This window comes from Stutzerimonas nitrititolerans, assembly GCF_003696285.1.
In the GTDB taxonomy this organism is placed as follows: domain Bacteria; phylum Pseudomonadota; class Gammaproteobacteria; order Pseudomonadales; family Pseudomonadaceae; genus Stutzerimonas; species Stutzerimonas nitrititolerans.
Genome location: NZ_RFFL01000004.1, coordinates 20,752 through 46,751 on the forward strand (window position 1 = coordinate 20,752; position 26,000 = coordinate 46,751).

20 protein-coding genes and 1 pseudogene are annotated in these 26,000 nt (G+C 58.8%); 15 read left to right on the forward strand and 6 right to left on the reverse strand.

What is annotated here, in order from left to right:
- Positions 1-35: 35 nt before the first annotated feature.
- From EA795_RS05700 to EA795_RS05745, 10 genes and pseudogenes are all read left to right on the forward strand, one after another.
- Positions 36-500 carry a hypothetical protein gene (locus EA795_RS05700; protein WP_122076075.1) on the forward strand — a complete coding sequence of 155 codons (465 nt, stop codon included), beginning with the start codon at positions 36-38 and terminating at the stop codon, positions 498-500.
- A 76-nt stretch (positions 501-576) separates the two neighbouring features.
- On the forward strand, positions 577-798 hold the full coding sequence (locus EA795_RS05705; protein ID WP_122076077.1) for a helix-turn-helix transcriptional regulator: 222 nt from the start codon (positions 577-579) through the stop codon (positions 796-798).
- Positions 798-1,706 carry a toprim domain-containing protein gene (locus tag EA795_RS05710; protein WP_122076079.1) on the forward strand — a complete coding sequence of 303 codons (909 nt, stop codon included), beginning with the start codon at positions 798-800 and terminating at the stop codon, positions 1,704-1,706. The genes EA795_RS05705 and EA795_RS05710 overlap by 1 nt, the downstream gene beginning before the upstream one ends.
- Positions 1,703-3,268: a DUF3631 domain-containing protein gene (locus EA795_RS05715; RefSeq protein ID WP_122076081.1), complete on the forward strand. Its 1,566-nt coding sequence runs from the start codon at positions 1,703-1,705 to the stop codon at positions 3,266-3,268. Before EA795_RS05710 ends, EA795_RS05715 begins: the two co-directional genes overlap by 4 nt.
- Positions 3,268-3,564 (forward strand): hypothetical protein, encoded by a 297-nt coding sequence (locus tag EA795_RS05720; RefSeq protein ID WP_122076083.1) that lies wholly within the window; start codon positions 3,268-3,270, stop codon positions 3,562-3,564. The genes EA795_RS05715 and EA795_RS05720 overlap by 1 nt, the downstream gene beginning before the upstream one ends.
- A 156-nt stretch (positions 3,565-3,720) precedes the next feature.
- A pseudogene (locus EA795_RS21610) lies at positions 3,721-3,913 on the forward strand (transposase); the annotation flags it as partial.
- A 43-nt stretch (positions 3,914-3,956) separates the two neighbouring features.
- Positions 3,957-5,516 carry a type I restriction-modification system subunit M gene (locus EA795_RS05730; RefSeq protein WP_122076085.1) on the forward strand — a complete coding sequence of 520 codons (1,560 nt, stop codon included), beginning with the start codon at positions 3,957-3,959 and terminating at the stop codon, positions 5,514-5,516.
- Positions 5,513-6,643 (forward strand): restriction endonuclease subunit S, encoded by a 1,131-nt coding sequence (locus tag EA795_RS05735; RefSeq protein WP_122076087.1) that lies wholly within the window; start codon positions 5,513-5,515, stop codon positions 6,641-6,643. Before EA795_RS05730 ends, EA795_RS05735 begins: the two co-directional genes overlap by 4 nt.
- A 1-nt stretch (position 6,644) precedes the next feature.
- Positions 6,645-7,850: an AAA family ATPase gene (locus EA795_RS05740; RefSeq protein WP_122076089.1), complete on the forward strand. Its 1,206-nt coding sequence runs from the start codon at positions 6,645-6,647 to the stop codon at positions 7,848-7,850.
- Complete coding sequence (locus EA795_RS05745; protein WP_122076091.1) at positions 7,847-10,945, forward strand: type I restriction endonuclease subunit R; 3,099 nt, start codon at positions 7,847-7,849, stop codon at positions 10,943-10,945. Before EA795_RS05740 ends, EA795_RS05745 begins: the two co-directional genes overlap by 4 nt.
- A gap of 1,304 nt (positions 10,946-12,249) precedes the next feature.
- On the opposite strand, the gene EA795_RS21005 is transcribed toward EA795_RS05745, so the two are convergent.
- From EA795_RS21005 to EA795_RS05770, 5 genes are all read right to left on the reverse strand, one after another.
- Positions 12,250-12,408 carry a hypothetical protein gene (locus EA795_RS21005; protein ID WP_158601296.1) on the reverse strand — a complete coding sequence of 53 codons (159 nt, stop codon included), beginning with the start codon at positions 12,406-12,408 and terminating at the stop codon, positions 12,250-12,252.
- A 126-nt stretch (positions 12,409-12,534) separates the two neighbouring features.
- On the reverse strand, positions 12,535-13,446 hold the full coding sequence (locus tag EA795_RS05755; protein ID WP_122076095.1) for a restriction endonuclease: 912 nt from the start codon (positions 13,444-13,446) through the stop codon (positions 12,535-12,537).
- Between the two features lie 28 nt (positions 13,447-13,474).
- On the reverse strand, positions 13,475-16,660 hold the full coding sequence (locus EA795_RS05760; RefSeq protein WP_122076097.1) for a type I restriction endonuclease subunit R: 3,186 nt from the start codon (positions 16,658-16,660) through the stop codon (positions 13,475-13,477).
- Positions 16,661-17,965, reverse strand: a complete 1,305-nt coding sequence (locus tag EA795_RS05765) for a restriction endonuclease subunit S (RefSeq protein ID WP_122076099.1) — start codon at positions 17,963-17,965, stop codon at positions 16,661-16,663.
- Positions 17,962-19,938, reverse strand: a complete 1,977-nt coding sequence (locus tag EA795_RS05770) for a type I restriction-modification system subunit M (protein WP_122076101.1) — start codon at positions 19,936-19,938, stop codon at positions 17,962-17,964. The genes EA795_RS05765 and EA795_RS05770 overlap by 4 nt, the downstream gene beginning before the upstream one ends.
- A 683-nt stretch (positions 19,939-20,621) precedes the next feature.
- Here EA795_RS05770 and EA795_RS05775 point away from each other — a divergent pair.
- From EA795_RS05775 to EA795_RS05790, 4 genes are all read left to right on the forward strand, one after another.
- Positions 20,622-21,596 carry an ABC transporter substrate-binding protein gene (locus EA795_RS05775; RefSeq protein WP_122076103.1) on the forward strand — a complete coding sequence of 325 codons (975 nt, stop codon included), beginning with the start codon at positions 20,622-20,624 and terminating at the stop codon, positions 21,594-21,596.
- A 59-nt stretch (positions 21,597-21,655) separates the two neighbouring features.
- Positions 21,656-22,546 (forward strand): ABC transporter permease, encoded by an 891-nt coding sequence (locus EA795_RS05780; RefSeq protein WP_058076193.1) that lies wholly within the window; start codon positions 21,656-21,658, stop codon positions 22,544-22,546.
- Positions 22,546-23,340 (forward strand): ABC transporter ATP-binding protein, encoded by a 795-nt coding sequence (locus EA795_RS05785; RefSeq protein WP_014853959.1) that lies wholly within the window; start codon positions 22,546-22,548, stop codon positions 23,338-23,340. Before EA795_RS05780 ends, EA795_RS05785 begins: the two co-directional genes overlap by 1 nt.
- A gap of 181 nt (positions 23,341-23,521) precedes the next feature.
- A complete protein-coding gene (locus EA795_RS05790; protein WP_014853960.1) occupies positions 23,522-23,731 on the forward strand; it encodes a hypothetical protein in 210 nt (69 codons plus the stop codon).
- A gap of 4 nt (positions 23,732-23,735) precedes the next feature.
- Here EA795_RS05790 and mdtD read toward each other — a convergent pair whose 3' ends face one another.
- Positions 23,736-25,148, reverse strand: a complete 1,413-nt coding sequence (gene mdtD, locus EA795_RS05795) for a multidrug transporter subunit MdtD (protein WP_122076105.1) — start codon at positions 25,146-25,148, stop codon at positions 23,736-23,738.
- Positions 25,149-25,464: 316 nt separating this feature from the next.
- Here mdtD and EA795_RS05800 point away from each other — a divergent pair, with 316 nt between their 5' ends.
- Positions 25,465-25,998, forward strand: a complete 534-nt coding sequence (locus tag EA795_RS05800) for an iron transporter (RefSeq protein WP_014853962.1) — start codon at positions 25,465-25,467, stop codon at positions 25,996-25,998.
- Positions 25,999-26,000 lie beyond the last annotated feature (2 nt).

Here is a 26,000-nt window from a genome sequence, read left to right on the forward strand (position 1 = left end):
CACTGCTATAACTCGCGCCTACATAGGTAACTCAAATGCGCAAATGGGACGACGTAACCCACGGAGGGCTCCTCTCAATAATCGAGTACCTCAAATGCAACTTTGATCCCGAGCTGTCACGCAAGGTGATCGAGCTTTTCCATGAGCGAATGCAAGACGACGAGTATGTCGCCCCGGACGTACTGTATGCACTGATGAAGCATGTGTTTGCCCGGATCATGGAAGGGCAAAGTGCCGACCAAGCCTTTGGCTTGAAGCGCATCAAGGGCAAATACAGTCGGACAGACACTTATGAGCGGGACATGCATGCCGCAGCCATTGTTGTTCTGAATTTACGCAAAGGCTGCAAATGGCTGGATGCGGTCGCCGATGCCTCCGAAACCCTGAATATCAGTGAAAGCACCGTGAAGCGAGCATGCGATGACTTCCGCGAAGGGTTTGAATTGCTGCCAGACGACGTTCTGATGCAAATGACCAGTCACTACGCGCGCTCAACATAAACGCACTTATGGTGATTTAGAGCACTCCACCTGGCCTATCTACCTTGCGCCCCGTAACCCATACGGAGGCGCTCAGATGCACCCTACCCACCCCGCGATTGACCAAGCTCTCATCCCTCAGACTGAGGTCTGCAAAGTCATTGGCCAGACCCGCTCCGGGCTGGACAAGCTGCGCAAGAAAGACCCGACCTTCCCCAAGCCCATCAAGTTCGGCAGCAGCCGCCAGGCTACGGCCTACTACGTCATCGCCGAGCTGAACGCCTGGCTGGCCGCAAAAATCAAAGAGCGTGACGCCTAATGGGCCCCGCTCTGCGCTTCACCCCGCTTGCAGTGAGCGATGCCGAAGTGTTGTTCCGCGACAAACTGGCTGCCACCTTCGGCGCGATGGATTGGCAGCCGGTAGCGGATGGTTCGATTCACCGCTTCCATGTCCCCGGCGACAAAGCCGGGACGCATAACGGCTGGTATGTGCTGTCCGCCGATGGCATCGTCTCGGGCTGCTTCGGTAGCTGGAAGGCCGGCAGCTCGTACACCTGGAGCAGTCGCAAGCCTGCCAATCCGCTGGAGTCCCAACTGATCGCCCAGCGCATAGCGCAGGCCAAACGTCAGCGGGATGCCGAGCAGTACCAGCGCCAGCAGTCCACTGCCGAGTATGCCAATCAGCTGTGGCGTGATGCTCGCCGCGCAGACCCCAATCATCCTTACCTGATCGCCAAGGGCTGCAGCCCGTACAACCTGCGCCAGCGGGGTGACGTGCTGCTGGTACCGCTGTATCACGACGGCAAGTTGGTGAACCTGCAACGCATCGGCGCCAATGGGCAAAAGCGATTCCTCTCCGGTGGCCGGGTGAAGGGCTGTTACTCGCCGCTCGGACTCATCACCGCAGGGCAACCGATGTACCTGTGCGAAGGCTGGGCCACGGGCGCCACCCTGCACGCCGAGACGGGCCACCCGGTCGCCTGCGCGATGAACTGCGGCAATCTGCTGGAGGTAGGCCGCCACCTGCAACGTCGCCACCCAGACGCGGTGATGATCTTCGCCGCCGATGACGACCGCCAGACCGAGGGCAACCCCGGCCGGACTGCCGCCACTTCCGCTGCCGCCGCCCTAGGCTGCGACCTGATCCTGCCCCCCTGGCCGGCTGACGCCCCTCTGCACCTGACTGACTTCAACGACCTGCGCGAATGGGTGAAGGCCGGAAAATGACTACTTCCGAATTCCAATTGATCCCCGCCTCCGTCACTCCCGACCCAATAGCCGAGGCGATTGCCAAGCTCAAGGAGGATGCCGGTGCTCTGTTCGAGCCCGACGTTCTGGCGCTGCTGCGCGAGGTGCGCGGCAGTGACCCGGCCCGCTGGGCGCGCTACCGGCAAGCCATCAAGGCAGCTGGCGCCGTGAGCATGGCCGACCTGGAGCGGTTGACCAATACCAGCAACACCGATGTCGGGGGGCGTGATGAGCTGTTCGCCCCTGTGACGATCCACCCCAATCCTGTGGATGGGACCGAGCTGCTGAACGAGATCACCGCAACCATTCAACGCCACGTCATTGCCGACACGCCGACTATCCACGCCGCCACGCTGTGGGCTGCGTTCACCTGGTTTATCGACGTTGTGGACGTGGCACCGATTGCCAACATCACCGCTCCGGAGAAGCGCTGCGGCAAGACCGTTATGCTGGGTGTGCTGGCGCGTCTGTCGTGCCGTCCACTCGCGGTGTCCAACATCGCCCCAGCGGCACTGTTCCGCGCCTTGGAACTGTGGACACCGACCCTGCTGATCGATGAGGTGGACGCCTTTCTTGCCGAGCACGAGGAAGCGCGCGGCATCCTGAATGCAGGCTTTACTCGTGACAGCGCCTTTGTGATCCGCTGCGTGGGCGACGGCCACACCCCGACCAAGTTCAACGTCTGGGGCGCCAAGGCTCTGTGCGGTATCGGTAAGATCGCCGACACCTTGGAAGATCGCAGCATTCCGTTGCGCCTGCGTCGCAAGATGCCAGGGGAGCGCACGGTTAAGATGCGACACGCTGCCCCGGAACACTTCGCCGTCCTGGTGGGCAAGCTGGCCCGCTTCGCCGTAGATAAGCGGGAGGCCGTTCGCCTGGCCAGGCCGGCCGAGATCGAAGGTTTGAACGACCGCGCGAATGATGCTTGGGAGCCGCTGCTTGCCATCGCCGGTGTGGCGGGGGGCGACTGGCCGCGCCTGGCTCGCCAGGCAGCCGTCACCTTGCACGGTCTGGAAGGAGAAGCACCCAGCATCGGCGCCGAGCTGCTGGGCGACATTCAAGCCGCATTCGAGCGTAAGCACACCGCCAAGCTCTTTAGCGCCGACCTGCTGCAAGCGTTGTGCGACGACGAGGAATCGCCCTGGGCAACCTGGAACCGGGGCAAACCGATTCAGCTCCGGCAACTGTCGCGCAAGCTGGCCGAGTTTGGCATCAAGTCGAAGGACGTTCGTCAGGGCTACGAGGTGAAGAAGGGCTACCACCTGGAGCAGTTCGCAGATGCCTTCGAACGCTACCTGTGCGCGGCCGACTCGCTCACTTCCACCAACACCCTCCCTGCAAGCGCTACACCGCTACAGTCCAGTAATGAAAAGGCCTACAGCGTTGCGGAGAGCGCTATTCCTCATGCCCCAAAAGAGCTTTCCGCTACAAGCAAAGCTAAAGCTAGCGCGGGTTGTAGCAATGTAGCGGATCAAACACCCCCTTACGACAACGAGGACGCAAAGCCGCTGTGGGATGAAAACGACACGGAGGAGCTGTAATGGGCGCCGCTATCGATTTCCTCCGCGAGCGTGGCTTGACGGCCCAGGCCAAGGGGAAACGTATCGTCGTTTCCCCTGCATCGAAGCTGACCCCTGATGTTCGCCTGTACGTGAAAGCCCACCGCCTGGAACTGCTCGCAGAACTAGCGGCGAATGACGGTCTGGAGCGCCGCAGCCATTGGCAGATAACCCTCGGAGGCAAAACCATCTGCACCATGGTTGGCGAGCCAGTGACTCATGCAGAAGCCTTGGAGGCCGCACATTGGCGCTGGCCAAATTCCGGCATCTTGGAGTAATCCTGACTAAGCAAGACTTGCAAGTTGAACAGCGCTCTAAGGAAATTCTGAAGAAGACTTCCCGTTTCTGGTGAAATACTCCCATCCCGTTACCCGAGCTTTTCGATGAGGTAGATGGCCTTCGCCGATGCTGAGTACGTCGGCAAACGCAAGTAGATCCGCAAGAAATTGCTCCTGATTGAGATGGGCCAGGTGTTGCCGTGGCAAGCTTGATAGCCTGACCGAGCCGCATCCGAAGGGCGAAGGGGGCCGTCCAGCCTATCCGCTATTGGCCATGCTGTAGGTGCATCCGCTGCAGAACTGGTTCGGCGAATCAAATCCACCGTCTCACTCAAGTCACTTCATCACGCGATGGAGAGACCAAGTAACCGAGTTGAATTAGGAAAATCAGAATGACCAGTATCCAACAACGTGCCGAATTACAACGCCGAATCTGGCAAATCGCCAACGATGTACGTGGTGCAGTCGATGGCTGGGACTTCAAGCAGTACGTGCTCGGCGCACTGTTCTACCGCTTCATAAGCGAGAACTTCGCCAGCTACATCGAGGGCGGTGACGAGAGCGTCAACTACGCCGAGTTGCCCGACAGCGTGATCACCGCAGACATCAAAGACGACGCGGTCAAGACCAAGGGCTACTTCATCTACCCTAGCCAACTGTTTGCCAAGGTGGCCGCCAGCGCCAGTACCAACGAGAGCCTGAATACTGATCTCGCCGCTATCTTTGCCGCCATCGAAGCCTCCGCCAACGGCTACCCCTCCGAGCACGACATCAAAGGCCTGTTTGCCGACTTCGACACCACCAGCAACCGCCTCGGCAACACTGTTAAAGACAAAAACACCCGCCTGGCCGCCGTACTCAAAGGCGTGGCCGAGCTGGAATTCGGCCATTTCGACGCGGCCCATATTGATCTTTTTGGTGATGCCTACGAATTCCTCATCTCCAATTACGCCGCCAACGCAGGCAAATCCGGTGGCGAGTTCTTCACCCCGCAGCATGTGTCCAAGCTGATTGCCCAGCTCGCCATGCACAAGCAGACCAGCGTCAACAAGATTTACGACCCGGCCTGTGGCTCCGGCTCACTGTTGCTGCAAGCCAAAAAGCACTTCGACGCCCACATCATCGAAGACGGCTTCTTCGGGCAGGAAATCAACCACACCACGTACAACCTGGCGCGGATGAACATGTTCTTGCACAACGTGAACTACGACAAATTCAACATCCAGCTGGGCAACACACTAATTGACCCGCACTTTGGCGATGACAAACCGTTCGATGCCATCGTCTCCAACCCGCCGTATTCGGTGAAGTGGATCGGCAGCGATGACCCCACGCTGATCAACGATGAGCGCTTTGCCCCGGCTGGCGTGCTCGCACCAAAATCCAAGGCCGACTTCGCTTTCGTACTGCACGCGCTCAGCTACCTCTCCAGCAAAGGCCGCGCCGCCATCGTCTGCTTCCCCGGCATTTTTTATCGTGGCGGAGCTGAGCAGAAAATTCGCAAGTATCTGGTGGATAACAACTATGTCGAAACGGTGATTTCGCTGGCGCCCAACCTGTTTTACGGCACTACCATCGCCGTGAACATTCTGGTGCTTTCGAAACACAAAACCGACACTACCACCCAGTTCATTGACGCTAGCGGATTGTTCGAGAAAAAAACGAACAACAACGAGCTATCAGACGCACACATCGCGCAAATCATGCAGGCGTTCGACAGCAAGGCTAATGTCGATCACTTCGCGAAGTCGGTGCCGTTTGAGCAGGTGGCCGCTGCCAACGATTACAACCTGTCGGTCAGCAGCTATGTAGAAGCACGCGACAACCGCGAAGTGGTGGATATTGCCCAGCTCAATGCCGAGCTGAAAACCACTGTTGCCAGAATCGACCAGTTGCGCAAAGACATTGACACCATCGTCGCGGAGATTGAAGGCGAGGAGTTGCAGGCATGAGCAGCGTGAGCTTTTTAGAAAAGCTGCTGGATGGGGTTGCAGTGAAGTGGATCGAGGTTGGCGAGTTAGTTGCACCTCAGCGCGGGAGAAGGCTCGTCAAAAGCCAATTGGAAGAAGTCGGCAGTTATGCCGTCTATCAGAACAGCATGAAGCCGCTCGGCTATTACCATGAAAGCAATGCTCAAGCTGGGGCAACTTTTGTGATTGTTGCCGGCGCAGCGGGTGAGATTGGTTTTAGCGATGTTGCTTTCTGGGCCGCAGATGATGTCTATTTTTTCCCAGAAGAAAATACTGTTAACAACAAATACCTTTATCACTTTCTTTTGATGAAACAGCATGAGATTTCATCTCAGGTTCGGAGGGCAAGCATTCCGCGCTTATCAATAGCCGCTGTTGAGAAGCTAGAAATCCCCATCCCCTCTCCAGATAATCCCAAAAAATCGCTGGAAATTCAGACCGAAATCGCCCGCATACTGGACGCCTTCACTGAGCTGAACGCCAAGCTGACCACCGAACTGACCGCCGAGCTGAGCGCCCGCAAAAAGCAATACAACTACTATCGTGACCAGTTGTTGAGTTTTGAAGACGAGGAAGTGGAGTGGAAGACGCTGGGGTCGATTACAACAAGTATTGCGTCAGGGCGAAATAAGGCTCGAACTGCCGAGGGCACCGTTCCAGTCTATGGATCGACAGGCCTGATCGGCTTTACTAGCGACGCAGCCTACTCGGGCGACGTAGTTCTTGTTGCTCGCGTCGGCGCGAATGCCGGGCGAGTTAATGCGGTATCCGGAGATTTTGACGTATCCGATAACACGCTCATAATTCGCCCCATAGATGCGTGGAATCTTCGATTCGCTTTTCACCAGCTTACGCACATGAATTTGAATCAGTACGCGGTAGGTGGTGGTCAGCCACTGGTTACGGGCAGTCTTTTAAAGAGCTTGCAAGTCCCGCTTCCTTCATTGAAAGAGCAAGAGCGCATTGCGGGCATTCTTGATAAATTCGACGCCCTAATAAACTCCATCAGCGAAAGTCTTCCCCGCGAAATCGAGTTACGCCAGAAACAGTACGAGCATTACCGCGACCTGCTGCTGAGCTTCTCCCAGCCGGAAACTGCAGAGGCATAACATGGGCAAGACGCTGAACGAAATCGCCAAGCAGCTGAAAGACGCCGACAAGAAGGTGCAGCTCATCTACGCCTTCAACGGCACAGGCAAGACACGTCTATCGCGGGCATTCAAGCAGGAGATTGATCCCAAGGTGGAGGGGGATGATGCGCCATTATCGGACTTGGCAGACAAGAGGATTCTCTATTACAGCGCCTTCACCGAAGACCTGTTTTACTGGGACAACGACCTGGCGCTCGACGCCGAGTACAAGCTGAAAATCCAGCCGAATTCGTTTACCGACTGGGTACTGAAAGACCAGGGGCAAGACCAAAGCATCATCAGTACGTTTCAGCGCTACACCAGCGACAAGCTCACGCCGCGATTCAATGAAGAGTACAAAACCAAAGGCGAGGGCGACAAAGAGATCACGGTCAAAGCTTTCTCTGAGGTGACGTTCTCACTGGAGCGCGGCGATGACGAGAATTCAGGAAATCTAAAAATCTCTAAGGGCGAAGAAAGCAACTTCATCTGGAGTATTTTCTACACACTGCTCGAACAGGCGATTTTCACGCTAAACGATGTTCAACCTGACTACCCTGAACCGACACCATTTGACAACCTGCAGCATGTGTTCGTCGACGATCCTGTCAGCTCTTTGGATGACAACCACCTGATCCAATTGGCCGTAGACCTTGCACAGATTATTAAATCCAACAAATCCAGCATCAGGTTCATCATTACGACTCATAACCCAGTTTTCTTCAACGTGCTTTGCAACGAGTTCGGCAGTGATGAAAAAACCGAGCACTACAGCTGGAAATCAAAATGGCTCAGCAAGTGGCGACTGGAGAAAAATGAGGACGGCACTCTTAACTTAGTAGCGCAGCCCAATGACTCCCCTTTTGCATATCACTTACATCTAATATCGCTGCTTGAGGAGGCCATTAAAAGCGGGCAGATCGAAAAATATCACTTCAATCTACTGCGGAATATTCTTGAAAAAACGGCGACATTTCTCGGACACAAACGGTGGGAACATCTCCTGCCGGAAACAGCCGATGGTTTGCCCAACCCTTCTGCAAAGCGGATTGTTAACTTCTCGAGTCATTCGAAGCATGCTGCCGAAGAAGTGCAGCCACTGAAGCCAGAAGAAAAGAAGATCCTTGAAAACTTGCTGAAACACATAGTCGAGCGCCATGGATTTTGGCGGGAAGAAAACACATGATCGAATACAGCCCCATCGCAGAATCGAAGAATTTCATCGTTCTGGATAAATACACCCAAGAGTGGAAGATCGCCGAGAGCTACCAGAGCGAAAGTGATCTGGAGCGAGAGTTCATTCAGGACTTGGTAAATCAGGGCTACGAATACCTGCCCGCCCTGAACACAACGCAGGCATTACTGGCGAATGTGCGTTTGCAGCTGCAGACGCTGAATAATGTGCAGTTTGCCGAAGGGGAATGGCAGCGCTTTATCGAGACCTTTCTCGACAAGCCCAGCGAAGGCATCGTTGGGAAAACCCGCAAGATTCACGACGACTATATTCACGACTTCGTCTTTGACGACGGGCGCATCCAGAACATCTACCTGCTGGACAAGAAGAACATCGCCCGCAACAAGCTGCAGGTGATCAAGCAATTCGAGCAGACTGGCAGCCACGCCAACCGCTACGACGTGACGATTCTGGTCAATGGCCTGCCGCTGGTGCAGGTAGAGCTGAAGAAGCGCGGCGTGGCAATTCGCGAAGCCTTCAACCAGGTGCACCGCTACAGCAAGGAGAGCTTCAACAGCGAGCAATCCCTGTTCAAGTATCTGCAGCTGTTCGTGATCTCCAACGGCACCGACAGCCGTTACTTCGCCAACACCACGCAGCGCAACAAGAACAGCTTCGACTTCACCATGAACTGGGCGAAGGCGGACAACACGCTGATCAAGGATCTGAAGGACTTCACGGCCACCTTCTTCCAAAAGCACACGCTGCTCAATGTGCTGCTGCACTACTCGGTGTTCGATGTCAGCAACACCCTACTGGTGATGCGCCCGTACCAAATTGCAGCCACCGAGCGCATTCTGTGGAAGGTCAACAGCGCGTATCAGGCGAAGAACTGGAGCAACACGGAAAGCGGTGGATTCATCTGGCATACCACCGGCTCGGGCAAAACGCTGACCAGCTTCAAGGCCGCGCGCCTGGCCACCGAGCTAGAGTTCATCGATAAGGTCTTCTTCGTAGTGGACCGCAAGGATCTGGACTACCAGACCATGAAGGAATACCAGCGGTTTTCACCGGACAGCGTGAATGGCTCTGACAGCACGGCGGGCCTCAAGCGCAACCTGGAGAAGGACGACAACAAGATCGTCGTCACCACCATCCAGAAGCTCAACAACCTGATGAAGAGCGAGGGCGACCTGCCTATCTACGGCAAGCAGGTGGTGTTCATCTTTGACGAGTGCCATCGCAGCCAATTCGGTGAAGCACAGAAAAACCTGAAGAAGAAGTTCAAGCGCTTCTATCAATTTGGCTTTACCGGCACGCCGATCTTCCCCGAGAACGCCCTGGGCGCGGAAACCACCGCCAGCGTGTTTGGCCGTGAACTGCATTCGTACGTGATCACCGATGCGATTCGCGATGAAAAGGTGCTCAAGTTCAAGGTGGATTACAACGATGTGCGCCCGCAGTTCAAAGCCATCGAAACCGAGAAGGACGAGAAAAAACTGAGCGCGGCGGAGAACAAGCATGCCTTGCTGCACCCAGACCGCATCCGCGAGATCACCCAGTACATCCTGAACAGCTTCCGGCAGAAGACCCACCGCCTGCAGGCGGGCAACAACGGTTTTAACGCTATGTTTGCGGTCAGCAGTGTGGACGCTGCCAAGCTGTACTACGAGAGCTTCAAGGAGCTACAGAAAGGCAGCGACAAGCCATTGAAGGTGGCCACCATCTTCTCATTCGCGGCCAATGAGGAGCAGGACGCCATTGGCGACATCCAGGATGAGACCTTTGATGTATCGGCAATGCACCTCAGCGCCAAGGAGGCTTTGAGCACAGCCATCGCCGACTACAACGCGCTGTTCAAGACCAACTTCAGCGTGGACAGCAACGGTTTCCAGAACTATTACCGCGATCTGGCCAAACAGGTCAAAGCCAAGGAAATCGACCTGCTGATCGTGGTGGGCATGTTCCTGACTGGCTTTGATGCGCCCACGCTGAACACTCTGTTTGTGGATAAGAACCTGCGCTACCACGGGCTAATGCAGGCCTACTCGCGCACCAACCGCATTTTTGACGCCACCAAGACCTTCGGCAACATCGTCACCTTCCGCGACCTGGAGCAAGCGACCATCGACGCCATCACCCTGTTCGGTGACAAGAACACCAAGAACGTGGTGCTGGAGAAGAGCTACAAGGAGTACATGGAAGGCTTCACCGATGCGACCACCGGAGAAGCGCGACGTGGCTTTGTGGACGTGGTGAAGGAGCTGGAAACACGCTTCCCCGACCCCGCTGCCATTGAAAAGGAAGCCGACAAAAAGGCGTTCGCCAAACTGTTTGGTGAGTATCTGCGCGTGGAAAACGTGCTGCAGAACTATGACGAGTTCGCCAGTCTGAAGGAATTGCAAAGCGTCGATATGACCGACCCAGCAGCGGTGGAAGCGTTCAAAGCCAAACACTATTTGAGCGATGACGACCTGACCGCGCTGCAAGCCATCACGCTCCCGCCCGAGCGGAAGGTTCAGGACTATCGCTCGACCTACAACGACGTGCGCGACTGGCTACGCCGAGAGAAGGCGGGGGCTGAGAAAGAGAAGTCCACCATCGACTGGGATGATGTGGTCTTTGAGGTGGACCTGCTGAAGTCGCAAGAGATCAATCTGGACTACATCCTGGAGCTGATCTTCGAGCACAACAAGAAGATCAAGAGCAAGTCGGAACTGGTGGATGAGGTGCGTCGGGTGATCCGGGCCAGTCTTGGCAACCGTGCCAAAGAGAGCTTGCTGGTGGACTTCATCAATCAGACCGATCTGGACCAGATTGGCGACAAGGCCAGCGTAATTGAGGCCTTCTTCACTTTCGCTCAAGCGGAACAGCATCGCGAGGCGCAAGAGTTGATCAGCGCTGAAAACCTGAATGCCGAGGCGGCAAGGCGCTATATCGCTACTTCACTCAAGCGGGAGTTCGCCAGCGACAGCGGCACGGAACTGAACGCAGTGCTGCCCAAGATGAGCCCGCTGAACCCGCAATACCTAGCCAAGAAGCAGAGCGTGTTCCAAAAGATCGCCGCTTTTGTTGAGAAATTCAAAGGCGTGGGTGGGGCGATCTAGTTAGGTCCTCCATCCGCCCTGAAGTCGGTACGCAGGAAATCAGTCGGTTAACGAGCCATGCTAGTAAGCAGGTTAGCGTGGGTGTAGTTAACGCATGGTGGTTAACAAGCCGGTTAACAGGGTATTGGCCTGTTTGAGGGGTGCAGAGCAATCCCATGTGGGCTGGCCCGCCGCCAAGCCGAGTGCGAGGATGGTTCAGGTGCTGTCTATCGGGACGGTTTGGTCTGGGCTGGTATCCAGGGCATTGGTATCCAGGCTGGTATCCACAGAAATGCGTGTTTTTAGGGCTAGAGCCGAGGGCCGAAAAGTCCCAGAGAAAGTGGGTTTGCGCACAGTCCGCGCGATGCCGACGGCAGACGTCAGCCCTTGATCTCCGCGCCTGAAGCGATAACGGATAGCCGGGCCAGCCAAGACAATGGTTGGCAGGACGGGATTAGTGGTTTGCTTAGTGTGGGAGCGGACCTGAGAAAACCTCAGATCGTCAACGCCGTCGCCGAAACGCGAAAACGCCAGGGGGTGGGGTAACACGGTAAACGCAGCATACGCTGCGGGTTATCTGCCTGAATGACAGGTTTTGACAGGTTCTCTGTGCGGTAAACGCAAGTACGCAAGCAGGTGGTACGCAGCCAGGTACGCACGGAAACCTGTCATTTGGGTTGCCTTCCCAAGTGGCTTCGCAGCCAGACCGTTATCCCCGTAGGTTGCTTTAGATATCGTGTGCTGCGAGTAGGTAACCATTGGCCTGTCGAGGTGCGACAGATCATCCTCTTCGCCCTCCCCTTTGCCTTGGTTGTCTTCCTTGTCGTGGTTGTCCGTCTTGTACATTTCTGCCTCCGACTTGGTGAGCCGCTGACATTAGCTCCAGCGGTGGCTGCTGAATGATTTCCGCCACTTTGATTAGCGCTTGGCTGTTTGGCAGTGCAGCCAGCTAGGTTTCCATAGTTGGTTACTAAGCTAGTTTCCACAGAAAAGCATTTTTCAGGGCTCGCCTCACCGGTCCGGACTTGCCTAGAAAAGTTCGACGCCGGTTCAGATGCCTCAGTCCGCAGAAGTATCCGCCCTGGAACCCAAAGACACGTCATTGGGGCGGAACATCAAGATGTGTAGGCAGGGTGGTCGACCTGGGAGCAGGCGGCTTGAGGGCGCGGGCTCAATCAATCAGTTAGGCCGGGAAGTGACTGATCAAGAAGCGAGAAAGCGGAGCTCAACGTTGGCCAGCAACAGGCCACGTGTATGCCTGTATGTATGCCTGATAATTTTCGACATGGATAACTCATTAAAAATCAATCTGTTATCTATCCAGTTCAGGTGACCCCGGCCCACCAATTTTGAAGACTCGAACCCCTGATTTTCCTAGAGAAGATCAGGGGTTTTGCTTTCTGGGGTAGCGGGTGTCGAAAGAGGTCGAAGGTTTGCGGCTGCTGATCGGCAGCGGCGATCTCGGCAAAATTGCTGATTGTCATCGAGCCATCCGGATACAGCCTCCATGAAATATTCCTTCAGCGGAATAGTGGCGTTTAGGAAGCGCTGGCAGCGGGTATTGCTGTAGGGCTGACTGCTACCGAAGGGTGGACTCGACGCCGAAAAGGCTATTCCTCCGCAAAGTAGTCACTGTCCAACTGCTTCACCTCGTACACCTGCTTAACGCTCACGCCCAGGTTGTTCTCCACCATCAACCGCGCCAGCTCCACGCCGTCGATGAGCACCACCTTGATGTCCAATCCAAGCGCCGCCTCTCGAGCACCAGCGGAGAAGTCCGAGGTAGTGATAAACACGCCCTTGCGCGCCCGCTGCCGGGTCAATGCGCCGATGAATTTGTCGATTTCGGGCCGATGTACCGTATTGCTCCAGCGCTTGGCCTGCAGGTAGATCACGTCCAGGCCGAGCTTGTCTTCCTTGATGATGCCGTCGATACCATCGTCGTTGGTGGCCTGGGTCGCCTTACCAGCCTCCTTACGCGAACCGCCGTAGCCCATGGCGAGCATCAGATCGACCACCAGTTGTTCGAAGAAGCTTGGCGTTGCCGCCCGTACCTGTGCCAGCAGCTCATCGGCGAGTGACTGCAGCAGCGCCTGGTGCGCCTCTGCCAGTTGTTCATCTGGCGTCGTTTCGGCGGCATCGAGCGCTACCACGGCCGGCGCATCTGCCGCCTGGGGCTTGGCGGTATGAAAGTCGGCAAACTCGGGAAACTGCTTCAACCAGCTCACGGTGATGCGTTGCGGGCCGCTGATCAGCGCGTCCCGGCCGCGTGCGGTGATCTGCACCATGCCTTTGGCTGGAATGCACAGCAGGCCGGCCTTGTTCAGGTAGGTGCGCGCCCAGCCCACACGGTTGTTGATCACCGTTTGATTACCTGAAGGCAATCGCTCTTTGCGCTCGTCCTCCGTCAGTTGGAACTGATCGGCAACGCGCTCGCGTAGCTCATTGAGTGCCAGCGGCACACCATCCTGCACGGTTGCCAGCACCGGGCGCATCACGCTTTGAAAATCCGGAATTGCCATTTCTACGTCCTTTCCCTGTTCGTGGCATTCACATGCCGCGCATACCGCTCTCATCGAAGCCGGTCGCCGACTTCAGCATCTTCAAAATCACTAACGCAAACGCCCGGCTCTTGGTTTCGTTATCCAGCACTTCCAGCGACATTTTTTCGTTGTCGGTCATGGCGTCCAACACGGAGTCCAGCACGCGCTTGGGGAACAAGCCATGCATCACCTGCTCTACCGAGTGATTGTTGACTTGGGCCATCACGTCTTCCTGGCGGCTGATGCGGTTGGCGATGCCGGTGAGGAATTGCAGTTGGTCTTCATCGCTCACCTCCGCGCCGAAGATATCGTTCAGAGCCTCGATGATTTCCGACAGGCGCTTCTTCTCCGGGTCATGGGCCTTGCCGCTGCCTAGCGCACTCGCTGGATCGAGGCCGTAATTGCCTTGCTCCTCGCTCAGCCGCAACTGATGCTCGGCGCGCTTGCGAAGACGGTAATGGCTCAACTGCAGCTCACCAAGATCTACGTCATCCTGATCCAGGCGATCAATACGCAGCAGCGGATACAGGTGCTTGGCATACACGCACAGCTGCTCCAGCTCGCGATCCTCATAGGGAATGATCTGCGAGAGGAATTCGTACAAGCGCACGAAGCTCTGCAGGTTCTTGCGGAACAGATCGAGTTGATCCACCTGCTCGCCGGCTTCCTTCACGGCTGCCTCGGCCTTTTTCAGGCCGGCGCTGTCGCCGTTCTTCTCGGCGGCACGCTTGAACTCCAGCGCGTGCTGGCGTGATTCCTGGGCCAGCTTGTAGCGTTTGGCAAAACGCTCCCTCGCAGGCGCGCAGTAGTAGCTGAGCTTGCTGGCGGCGGCCTTGGGGTCGAAGAAAGCCAGCGCGAACGCTGTCACTTCCTCCCAGTGGTAAATGCCCTCCGCATCCAGCTTCTTCTGCAGGTCATAGATGAGCTGCGGGTCGGTCACGTCGGTCAACTCGGCCTTGGTGTAGTACGGCAGGAAGGCGTCGAGAATGTCCTTGGCGTCATTGAAGAAGTCGAGGATGAAGGTCGGCTTGCTGTCGCCGAAGGTGCGGTTCAGGCGCGACAGGGTTTGCACGCAGTCCACGCCCTGCAGCTTCTTGTCCACGTACATGGCGCACAGCTTGGGCTGGTCGAAGCCGGTCTGGTACTTGTTGGCGGCGATCATCACGTTGAAGTCCTGGGTGTCGAAGGCTTCCGCCAGGTCGCGCCCGTTCAGGCCGGGGTTAAGCAGGCTGCTGCTTTCGGTCACCTCTTCGGGGATCACCCCGTCCGGCAACACGCTGCCGGAGAAGGCCACCAGCGGATGCACATCGTTGTAGCCCATCTGCTTCACATAGGCCTGCACCGCCAGTTGGTAGCGCACCGCCTCCTGGCGGCTGCTGGTGACCACCATGGCCTTGGCCTGGCCGCCCAGCAGGTGACGGATATTGGCGCGGAAGTGCTCGACGATCACCTCCACCTTCTGGCTGATGTTGTACGGATGCAGGCGCACCCAGCGCGCCAGCTTCATGCGCGCCTTTTTCGAGTCCACTTCCTCGTCGTCGCCTTCCGGGTGGGCGATCTTCCAGGCGGTGCTGTAGGTGGTGTAGTTCTGCAGCACATCGAGGATGAAGCCTTCCTCGATGGCCTGGCGCATGGAGTACAGGTGGAACGCCTCGGGCTTGTTGTCGGCACTGGGCGGCAATGTCGGGTCGGATACGCGACCAAATAGCTCCAGGGTCTTGGCCTTGGGCGTGGCGGTAAAGGCGTAATAGCTGATGCGCTCGTTGGGCGCGCGGGCAGCCACGGCAGCGTCCAGCAGCTCTTCGGCGCTGATTTCCTCAGCCTCCGGCGCATCGCTGCCGAGAATCTGCTTGAGCTTGCTGGCCGATGAGCCGGTCTGCGAGGAATGCGCCTCGTCGGCGATCACCGCATAGCGGCCGCTCGCCAGCTTGGGGTACTTGTCCAGCGCATCGAACAGCGCCGGGAAGGTCTGGATAGTGACGATGATGATGCGCGTCTGCTCAGCAAGCGCCTCGGCGAGTTGCTCGGATTTGCTCTGGCTGCCGATATCGCGGGTGATGCACTTGACCACGCCCTGGGCGTGCTCGAACTGGTAGATGGTGTCCTGCAGCTGCTTGTCCAGCACGGTACGGTCGGTAATCACGATCACCGAGTTGAACAACCGCTGGCCCTCGGCATCGTAGAGCGAGGCCAGCTGATGCGCAGTCCAGGCAATCGAGTTGGACTTGCCGGAACCTGCGCTGTGCTGGATCAGGTAACGCTTGCCCGGCCCTTCGGCGCGGGTGGTCTCGATCAGCGTGTTGACCACTTCCCACTGGTGATAGCGCGGGAAGATCAGGGTTTCCTTAGGTCTGCGGTTGCCGTCGGCATCCTCTTTCACGCTCTTCTGCAGGTGCAGGAAGCGGCCCAACACCTTGAGCCAGGCATCGGGCTGGAACAGGCGCTGCCACAGGTAACCGATGGCGTATTGGCTGTCGTCCGGCGCAGGCGGGTTGCCGGCACCGCCGTCGAGGCTGCCGAGGTTAAACGGCAGGAAGAAAGTCTCCTTGCCGGCCAACTTGGTGGTCATCGCCACTTCATCCTGGCTTACGGCGAAGTGCACCAGCGCACCACGCTTGAAGGTGAGCAGCGGCTCGGGCTTGCGCGTCAGTGGGTCTTTCACCGGGCGGTCGTAGCGGTACTGGCGCTTGGCGTTTTCCACGCTCTGTTTGAACTCGCTTTTCAGCTCCAGCGTAGCGACGGGGATGCCGTTGACGAACAGCACCAAGTCCAAGCGGGGGTTGTACTCGCCCTCGCGGTAGTGAGGGGAATACGACACCTCCGGCACCACGCGAAGGCGGTTGCATTGGTAGCGCTTGAGGGTATCCGGGTTCATGCCGTGGTCGGGCTGGAAGCTGCACGCCTCGATCTTTACCCCCGGCAGCTTGAAGCCGTGGCGCAGCACCTCCAGGGTGCCGTCCTGCTCCAGCTCGCGTACCAGCTTCTGCACCAGCACGGCGTCCGGGTTGTTCGGGCTGGCCTTGGCGAACTTGTCCCAACGCTCCGGCCAGGCGTCCTTGAAGTAGCCAAGAAAGTCCTCGGTATACAACGCCGCGCGTCGGTCATAACCGCTGGCCGGGCCGGTGAGCCAGCCCTGGGCGACCATGGCGGAGATAATGTCCTGCTGGAACTGGGCTTCCTTGCTGTCCGCCATTTATACGGCCTCTGCTACTTCTGATTTGGGGGCTTTGATGCTGGCCGGTGGCTGCCAGCCGCGTACGTCGATTTTGCCGGTAACGGCGGCGGAGATCAGGGCTGAGCGGCGTTCTTGAAGGAACCCAATCAGTTTTTCTGCCTCGGCGGTCGTGCTCAAGTTTTTTGAAGAGTCAACAGAAAGAAACTCGGCGATCTGCTGCTGCTCTTCCAACGGCGGGAAGGCAAATCGGTACTTCCGAAGCTGCTCTGCCGTCAGGTGGTCAATGGTCGTCTGATTGCCGCCCGCGACGAAAACCCCTTGCTGAGTAGCCATTTCCATGACGTAAAGGAAAAACTCGGAAGTATCCTTCTTAAGACTATGCGGGCGTAGCCGGTGAAGCGCCTTTTGGTAATAGCACTCATCCAGCTCACCTCGCCATATCGCTGAACGACCAACATAACTTCCACCTTCATTGACCAGAAGGTCGCCATGTCTGAGACGGTACATAGACTGCACATCCGGCGGAAAATCCATCACTGGAAGGTCAGCCGTATTGATTGAGTGCCACTGAACATCAAAAACACGGAGGTATGGCTTTAGGTGCTCGCCCTGAGCACGTTGTTCATTAAGCATTCGCCCGAGTTGTATTTCATAGCGATAGTTAGTTGGCACTACATCCCAATGCGCCGGCACCTCGCCCAGCCACTCCACGCCGGAGTCTTTCATCGGCACCGTTGGATCGAGGCCTTTGGTGACGGCGTGGGAGATCACGGCCTGGCGCTTTTCCTTGAGCAATTCGATCAGGCGCTGCTGCTCTTCGATCAGCGCGTCGATGCGGGCGGTTTCGTGGTCGAGGAAACGGGAGATTTGGGTTTGTTCGAGCTTGGTCGGGATTGCTGCTGGATGGTTCAGCAAATCGGCCTGGGTCATGCTCGGTAGGGCTGTACTGGTTGAGTAATAACCAAAAGGGATAGTGAGCGAGTTGTAATAAAAAAACTTTGCGCAGGCTCCTTTGGAAATCTCGGTGTAAAACATGGTGTCCACCGTCCAGAACCTGCCATTGATATAGAGCGGTTTGTCAATGGTCCCCTTGCGACCAAGCAAAACCGACTCACCCTCATAAAGGTACTGAGTAGCATTCGAGAACTGCCCTCCAGAACCAATTACTGGGTACTCTCCATCTGAGCTTTCAACCTCCTTGTAGTCTCTCCCATTGCGTATCTGCGCCATATTTTTCAGGGAGCCCATGACCCAATGCTCGGGGACTTCCCCCAGCCACTCAACCCCAGAATCCTTGTAAGCCGGATACGTCGGAAAACTCATGCCGACAGCCCCTCGATCATCTGCTTGATGCGGTCGGTGCAGGCTTTAAGGTCTCGGTCGATCTCTTCTAGCGGACGTGGCGGCTGGAACACGTAGAAGTGGCGGTTGAAGGGAATCTCGAAACCAACGATACCGACTTCGCCGTCCTGCGCGTCCGTCTTGCTTTCGTCGATCCAGGCATCCGGCACATGGGGTTTCACTTCGCGCTCGAAGTAGTCGTACACCGACTGGCCCAGCGGCACGTTCTCGTTGTCGCGAAGGCCGGCATCGGATTCCGGCTGGCCTTTGACCATGCAGATGTCCGCCTCGGGGTCGCGCTCGCTCAGAGCATTGAGGATGGCCTTCAGCTCGGGCGCGCTGGGCGATACATCGTGAGCGCTGAGCGCCTTCTTCAGCAGCTTGCTGAACTGCTCGCGGTTACGGTGCAGCCCGCTGGCGTCCATGGTCTGCAGGGCTTCGATCAGCCGCTGGCGTGCCGGGGCTTCCAGCTTCTCGATGGCTTTTTCTTCCCGTACTTTTTCGATGCGCCGGCTGCTTACCTGGAAGTTCAGGCGCAGCGGGCGTTCGACGGTGATGCGCCGGTAGCCGAAGGCTTCGACGGGGAAGATCTTGCTTTGCGCGGTTTCCTCGAAGCGGCCATACAGGCGCACCAGATCACTGATCTGCTCCTCGGTAATGTACTGGCGCTTGCTGCCCAGCGATTTGCGCATCTTGGCGAAGTGCTGGCTGCCGTCGATCAACTGCACCTTGCCCTGGCGCACAGCGGCCTTGTGGTTGCTCAGCACCCACACATAGGTGGCGATGCCGGTGTTGTAGAACATGTCGGTGGGCAGGGCGATGATGGCTTCGACCAGATCGTTCTGCAGCAGGTAGCGGCGAATCTCCGACTCGCCCGAACCGGCGCCGCCGGTAAACAGCGGCGAGCCGTTGAGGATGATGCCGATGCGCGAGCCACCTTCACGCGGGTCACGCATCTTGCTGACCAGGTGCAACAGGAACAGCAGCGAGCCATCGGACACGCGCGGCAGGCCGGGGCCAAAGCGGCCGTTGAAGCCCTTGTCCTTGTGCTCGTCGGTGATCTGCTTCTGGACCTTCTTCCACTCCACGCCGAACGGCGGATTGCTGAGCATGAAGTCGAAGCGGTTGTTAGCCAACTGGTCGTCGGACAGGGTGTTGCCCAGCTTGATGTTGGTGACGTCCTGGCCCTTGATCAGCATGTCCGCCTTGCAGATGGCGTAGGACTCGGGGTTGAGCTCCTGGCCGTGCAGCGACACGGTGACTTGCTGGCTGATGGACTGGATGTACTCGTCGCCCTCGGAGAGGAAACCGCCGGTGCCGGCAGTCGGGTCGTAGATGGTGACGATGCTGTTGGGCTTGAGCTTGTCGTCCTGCCCGGTGATCACCAGCGAGGTGGTCAGGTGCACGATATCGCGCGGGGTGAAGTGCTCCCCGGCGGTTTCGTTGGAGCTTTCCGCGAACTTGCGGATCAGCTCTTCGAAGATAATGCCCATGCCGAAGTTGCTGATGCGCTCGGGGCTCAGGTCGGTGGCGGCAAAGCGCTGCACCACCTGATAAAGCAGGTTGGCGGCGGCGAGCTGCTGCACGAAGTCTTCAAAGTGGAAGTGCTCGAAGATCTCGCGGGCGTCCTTGCTGAAGAACTGCACGTAGCTCATCAAGTCGGCAGCGGTCTGGGTGTCGGACAGCGTGCCGAGGGTCAACTTGGAGGCATTGAAGAACTGCTGCCCGGCCGCGCGCAGCAACAGCCGCTCACGCACCAGATCAGGCCGGCCTTCCTGCGCATAGGACTCACGGATCACCGCTTCCTTGGTCGGCTCCAACACACACTCCATCCGCCGCAGCAGGGTGAACGGCAGGATGATGCGGCCGTACTGCGACTGCTTGAAATCACCGCGCAGCAGGTCGGCAATCGACCAGAGAAAGGCGGCCGTCTGGGAATGGTTTTCCGTGTTCACGCAACTGCTCCAGGGCGATCGGTAAAAGCGGCTACTTTAACCCGAGCGGCGGCAGTCGATCAGACAAAAGAGGACACCTGCCTTCGTTTGCAGCCGCCGCTGGAACCAGCCCAGAATAGGTAGAGGGTTCAACTGCTGTAAAAGGTGGTACACAGCGCGCAATACGCAAACAGGTACACGGCGAATAGGGCCGGTTAACAGAACGCTTTAACAGACTGCTTACAAAGCCCGTTACCAAACCAGGTAGTTACCACCGAAAACCACCTCTCAGAAGATACCTGGAGGCCTTCGAACTCCTGATATCCGCCTGGTATCCACGGAACAGCAAACGGCCGTTATCAGCAATCGAATGCAAACGCCCCGACCGAAGAACAACGATTACCGACACGCGCCAGGCCCTCCATCAGCCACCCCACATATCTGGTCTTTGGCCGCCGGCTTTACTGGCAAAAATGCACCTATCCCCATATTCTCGTCCCGGCACTCTCGAACGCATCGACGGCAGCTCGCCACGGGCGGCTGGTCGATGAGGTTCGCCGTGTTGGGCAAGGCGCGTGACAGCCCTGGCGGACCAGTGCCAACCCGGTTCGCCAAGTTATCGCCAACCCTTGACCCGTGACTCGCTCGAACACGGACACAAAAACAACCAGACAGGGCCGAAGAGCCCGATAGGATATCCAAGCATGCTGAAGTCACCCCTAACCAAATGGCTGTCCCTGGGCGCCTTCGCCCTGACTCTGGCTACTCCGTTCGCGGCCGGCGCCGCCGAGCAGAAATCCGTGGCGGCCACCGCCATCGTCGAGCATCCGTCGCTGGATTCCGTGCGTGATGGCGTGCGCGCCGCGCTGGAGCAGGCTGGCTACAGCGGCGATAACCTCAAGTGGCAGTACCAGACCGCCCAGGGCAACACGGCCACCGCCGCGCAGATCGCCCGTAAGTTCGTCGGCGATCGCCCTGACGCCATCGTCGCCATCGCCACCCCCTCAGCCCAGGCCGTGGTCGCCAGCACCAAGTCCGTACCGGTGGTGTTCGCCGCCGTGACCGATCCGGTCGCCGCCCAGCTGGTACGCAACTGGGAACCCTCCGGCACCAACGTCACCGGCGTCTCCGACGAGCTGGAACTGGATCGCCAGATGGAACTGGTCAAACGCGTGATACCCGACGCCAAGCGTGTGGGCATGGTCTACAACCCCGGCGAAGCCAACTCAGTGGTAGTGGTCGAGCGCCTGCGCGAGCTGCTGCCGGAAATGGGCATGACCCTGGTCGAAGCCGCCGCTCCGCGCTCGGTGGACGTGGGCTCGGCCGCTCGCAGCCTGGTGGGCAAGGTGGACGTGATCTACACCAACACCGACAACAACGTGGTCTCGGCATACGAGTCGCTGGTCAAGGTCGGCATGGACACCAAGACCCCGCTGATCGCCTCGGATACCGACAGCGTCAAGCGTGGCGCCATCGCGGCGTTGGGCATCGACTACTACCAGCACGGCATTCAGGCCGGTGAACTGGTGGTACGCCTGCTCAAGGGCGAGGAACCCGGCAGCATCGCGCCGCAGAAGACTGCCGAGCTGAGCCTGTCCATCAACCGCTCTGCTGCTGCCGCCCAGGGTGTCACCCTGTCCCAGGAGCTGATCGACTCGGCCGCCGAAGTCATCGAATGATCTGACCTGCGCCGGCGCACCTGACGCCGGCGCAGCCGCTCACCAAAGGCACATCACCCATGTCACTGTTTTCCCTGTTTGGCGCCCTTGAAGTAGGCCTGATCTTCGGCCTGGTCGCGCTTGGCGTGTTCATCTCCTTCCGTCTGCTGCGTTTCCCCGACCTGACCGTCGACGGCAGTTTCCCGCTGGGCGGCGCCGTCTGCGCCGTGCTGATCGCCAATGGCACCGATCCTTTCCTGGCCACCCTCATCGCCACCGCCGCCGGCGCGCTGGCCGGCGTGGTCACCGCGGCACTCAACGTACACCTGAAGATCATGGACCTGCTGGCCAGCATCCTGATGATGATCGCGCTCTATTCGATCAACCTGCGCATCATGGGCCGGCCCAACATTCCGCTGATCATGGAACCGACCATGTTCAGCATCCTGCAGCCCCAGTGGCTGAGCGATTACGTGGCCCGGCCGCTGATCCTGCTGCTGGTGGTGATCGCCGCCAAGATTCTGCTCGACCTCTACTTCTCCACCCGCCAGGGCCTGGCCATCCGCGCCACCGGCTCCAACCCGCGCATGGCCCGCTCCCAGGGCGTCAACACCGGCGCCATGGTCATCCTCGGCATGGCCATCTCCAACGCCCTGGTGGCCCTGGCCGGCGCCATGTTCGCCCAGACCCAGGGCGGCGCCGACATCTCCATGGGTATCGGTACCATCGTCATCGGTCTGGCGGCGGTGATCGTCGGCGAAAGCATCCTTCCGGCACGGCGCATCTTCTACATGACCCTGGCAGTCATCCTCGGGGCGATCATCTACCGCTTCTTCATCGCCCTGGCGCTGAACAGCGATTTCATCGGGCTGCAGGCCCAGGACCTGAACCTGATCACCGCCGTACTGGTGGTCATCGCCCTGGTCATCCCGCTGATCAAACAGCGCCTGACCCGCAGGAGGCATGCCTGATGCTCAGCGCGCAGAATCTCAAGATCACCTTCAACCCCGGCACGCCCATCGAGACGCGGGCCCTGCAGGGGCTGTGCCTGGATATTCCCACCGGCCAGTTCGTCACCGTGATCGGCACCAACGGCGCCGGCAAGTCAACCTTCCTCAACGCGGTTTCCGGCGACCTGTCGGTGGACAGCGGCACGCTGCTGATCGACGACGAAGACGTCACCCGCCTGCCGGTGTGGAACCGTGCCAGCCGCGTGGCCCGGGTGTTCCAGGACCCCATGGCCGGCACCTGCGAAGACCTGACCATCGAGGAAAACATGGCCCTGGCCCAGCAGCGCGGCCAGCGCCGTGGCCTGGGCTGGGCCGTGCAGTCCTCCATGCGCGAGGAATTCCGCAGCCACCTGGCCACCCTCGGCCTGGGCCTGGAAAACCGCCTCACCGACCGCATCGGTCTGCTTTCCGGCGGCCAACGCCAGGCTGTCAGCCTGCTGATGGCGGCGCTGCAACCCTCGCGCATCCTGCTGCTGGACGAACATACCGCGGCCCTCGACCCACGCACCGCAGACTTCGTCCTGCAACTGACCGCTCGCATCGTCGCCGAAAAACAGCTCACCACCATGATGGTCACCCACAGCATGCGTCAGGCGCTGGACATCGGCGACCGTACCGTGATGCTGCACCAGGGCCAGGTGGTGCTGGATGTGGCCGGGGACGAACGCAAGGGCCTGGACGTGCCGGACCTGCTGCAGATGTTCGAGAAGGTACGGGGCGAGAAGCTGGCGGATGACGCACTGCTGCTCGGCTGAACGATGCGCAGCCCGGACACGCTTCACTGTCCGGGCGCTGATCGGGGATGCGGACAGCACCGTTCAGCGGATTAGCCGAGCGGGACGATGAGCGGATACGGCAAACGACGCAGCGAATGTCAGAATGACATCACCGCTGCGAGGCGCAGCCCTTTTCCCCGAATCGAACGCGAGCCTGCCGATGTCTGCCGAAAAACTCTACACGATCGTCCTGGAGCACAGCCTGGAAGTGCTTCTCGAAGCTGCCACGATGGAGCAGGTCGAGGCCTTCTGGGACGCGCATGACAGCCACTATTTCGGCCTGCGCATGGAGAACGAAACGGGGCCGCACGTTCGCGTGATCGTCACCGACGAGATACCCGAGGAAGAAGCCGAGCTGTGCGCCGGCTAACCGCTCACTCCACGTCGACCAACCTGGCCGCCATCTTCTGCTTGCTGTCCAGTTGAAAGAACAGCGCGGCGGCCAGCATCGACATGCCGCCAATGCACAGGAACGTCAGCTGGAATGCCCGCAGCACGGCCTCGCCGTCGGCGCCGGGCACCGTGAAGCCACCCAGCAAGGCCCCGGCCGAAGCGACGCCGAGACTCATCGACAGCTGCACCACCACCGACAACAGCCCATTGCCGCTGCTGGCATCCTGATAACTGAGCCCGACCAGGGTAACGGTGTTCATCGCCGTGAACTGCATCGAGTTGACCATGCCGATCAGGCTCAGGTGCAGCAGCAACAGCAGCGTGGGCGTCGCCGCATCGATGGTGGCCAGGCTGGCGATGAGGCTGCCCAGCAGCAAGGTGTTGCCGATGAGGATGCGCCGATAACCGAGGCGGTCGATCAGCGGCTTGGCCAGCGGCTTGATCAGCATCGCGCCGGCCGCCAGCGGAATCATCATCATCCCCGCCTGCGCCGGTGAGTAACCCAACGCCACCTGCAGCAACAAGGGCAGCAGGAAGGGCAGCGCGCCACTGCCCAGCCGGGCGAACAGATTGCCGAAGATGCCGACCGCGAAACTGCGGATACGGAACAGCGATGGGCTGAACAACGGCTTGTCCACATGCCCGGCACGCAACCAGTAGGCAGCCAGGCAAGCGCTGCCGATCACCATCAACAACAGTACCCGCGCGTGCGGCATGTGCATTTCGCCCAGGCCTTCCAGCGCGATGGTGATCAGCACCATCGCCGCCCCGAACAGGATGAAACCGAAGGTATCGAAGCGTATCCGCTCGGTGCTTTTCAGGTCGGGCATGAAGCGAAACGCCGCGATGCCGCCCAGCAGCCCCACCGGCAGGTTGATCAGAAATATCCAGTGCCAGGACGCATACTCGACCAGCCAGCCACCCAGTGTCGGACCGATCAGCGGGCCGACCATGCCGGGCAACGCGATGAAGGTCATCACCCGCACGAATTCGCTGCGCGGATAGGCACGCAGCACTACCAGGCGCCCCACCGGCAGCATCAGCGCCCCACCCATGCCCTGTATCACACGCGAGATCACCAGCTGGTTGAAACTGGTGGACATCGCGCAGAACAGCGAACCGAGGGTGAACAGCACGATGGCGGAAAAGAAGATACGCCGCGTGCCGAAGCGGTCCGCCAGCCATCCCGACGCCGGAATCAGCAACGCCACGGTCAGCATGTAGGCGATGACCACGCCCTGCATGCGCAGCGGATTCTCGGCCAAATCCCGCGCCATGGCCGGCAGGGCCGTGTTGAGAATGGTGCCGTCGAGGGTTTGCATGAAGAACGCGATGGCGACGAGCCACGGCAGCACCCGGGCGGTGCGGGCGTCCAGCACAGCGGTTTGAGGCATGGGCTTCCCTGATTGAAAAATGCATATGGTAGGCCGCGAGCCAGCTCGATACACAGCTCATTTCCGCTCGCGGCGCTTTCCTGAACGTCGCCGCGCGGTCTGATGAACCGGCTCGCAAGGGTGTGACAACTTAACGCAGCGGGATACTCGCAGCCCTTTTCAACCGCGCGCTTGAGCCTTCTGAGCCTTCACCTCAGAGCAGACCCGCCCTATACGTAACAAAGTATTTCGTTCAGAATTGACGCGAATCATTATCGTTAAGTCTTGCGGATGCGAGTCTTGCTTCGTCATTCATAACGCTCCTCACGGAGGCTACATGCGTATTCCCGTTACCCTCGCCATCGCATCGCTGATGCTGACGCCCCTCGCCCAAGCCAAGGAATACCCCATCGGTGAACCGCAGCAATGCGGCGGCATGGAAGTCGGCGCAGTGTATCTGCAGCCGGTGGAGATGGAGCCGGCCGGCATGATGCGCGCCACGGCCGAATCCGACATTCACCTGGAAGCCGACATCGCCGCCACCGAAGACAACCGCAACGGCTGGCAGGAAGGCAGCTTCGTGCCCTACCTGAACATCAAGTATTCCCTGAGCAAGAAAGGCTCGGACGAGAAGATCGAAGGCGACTTCCACCCGATGGTGGCCAACGACGGCCCGCATTACGGTGACAACGTCAAGCTGATGGGCCCCGGCAAGTATCAGCTGACCTTCACCATCCTGCCGCCGGGCGGTGGTCACACCATGTTCGGCCGCCACGTCGACAAGGAAACCGGCGTCGCGCCCTGGTTCGAACGCTGCGAACTGAACTACGAGTTCACTTACGCCGGCATCGGCAAGAAAGGCGGCTATTGAGC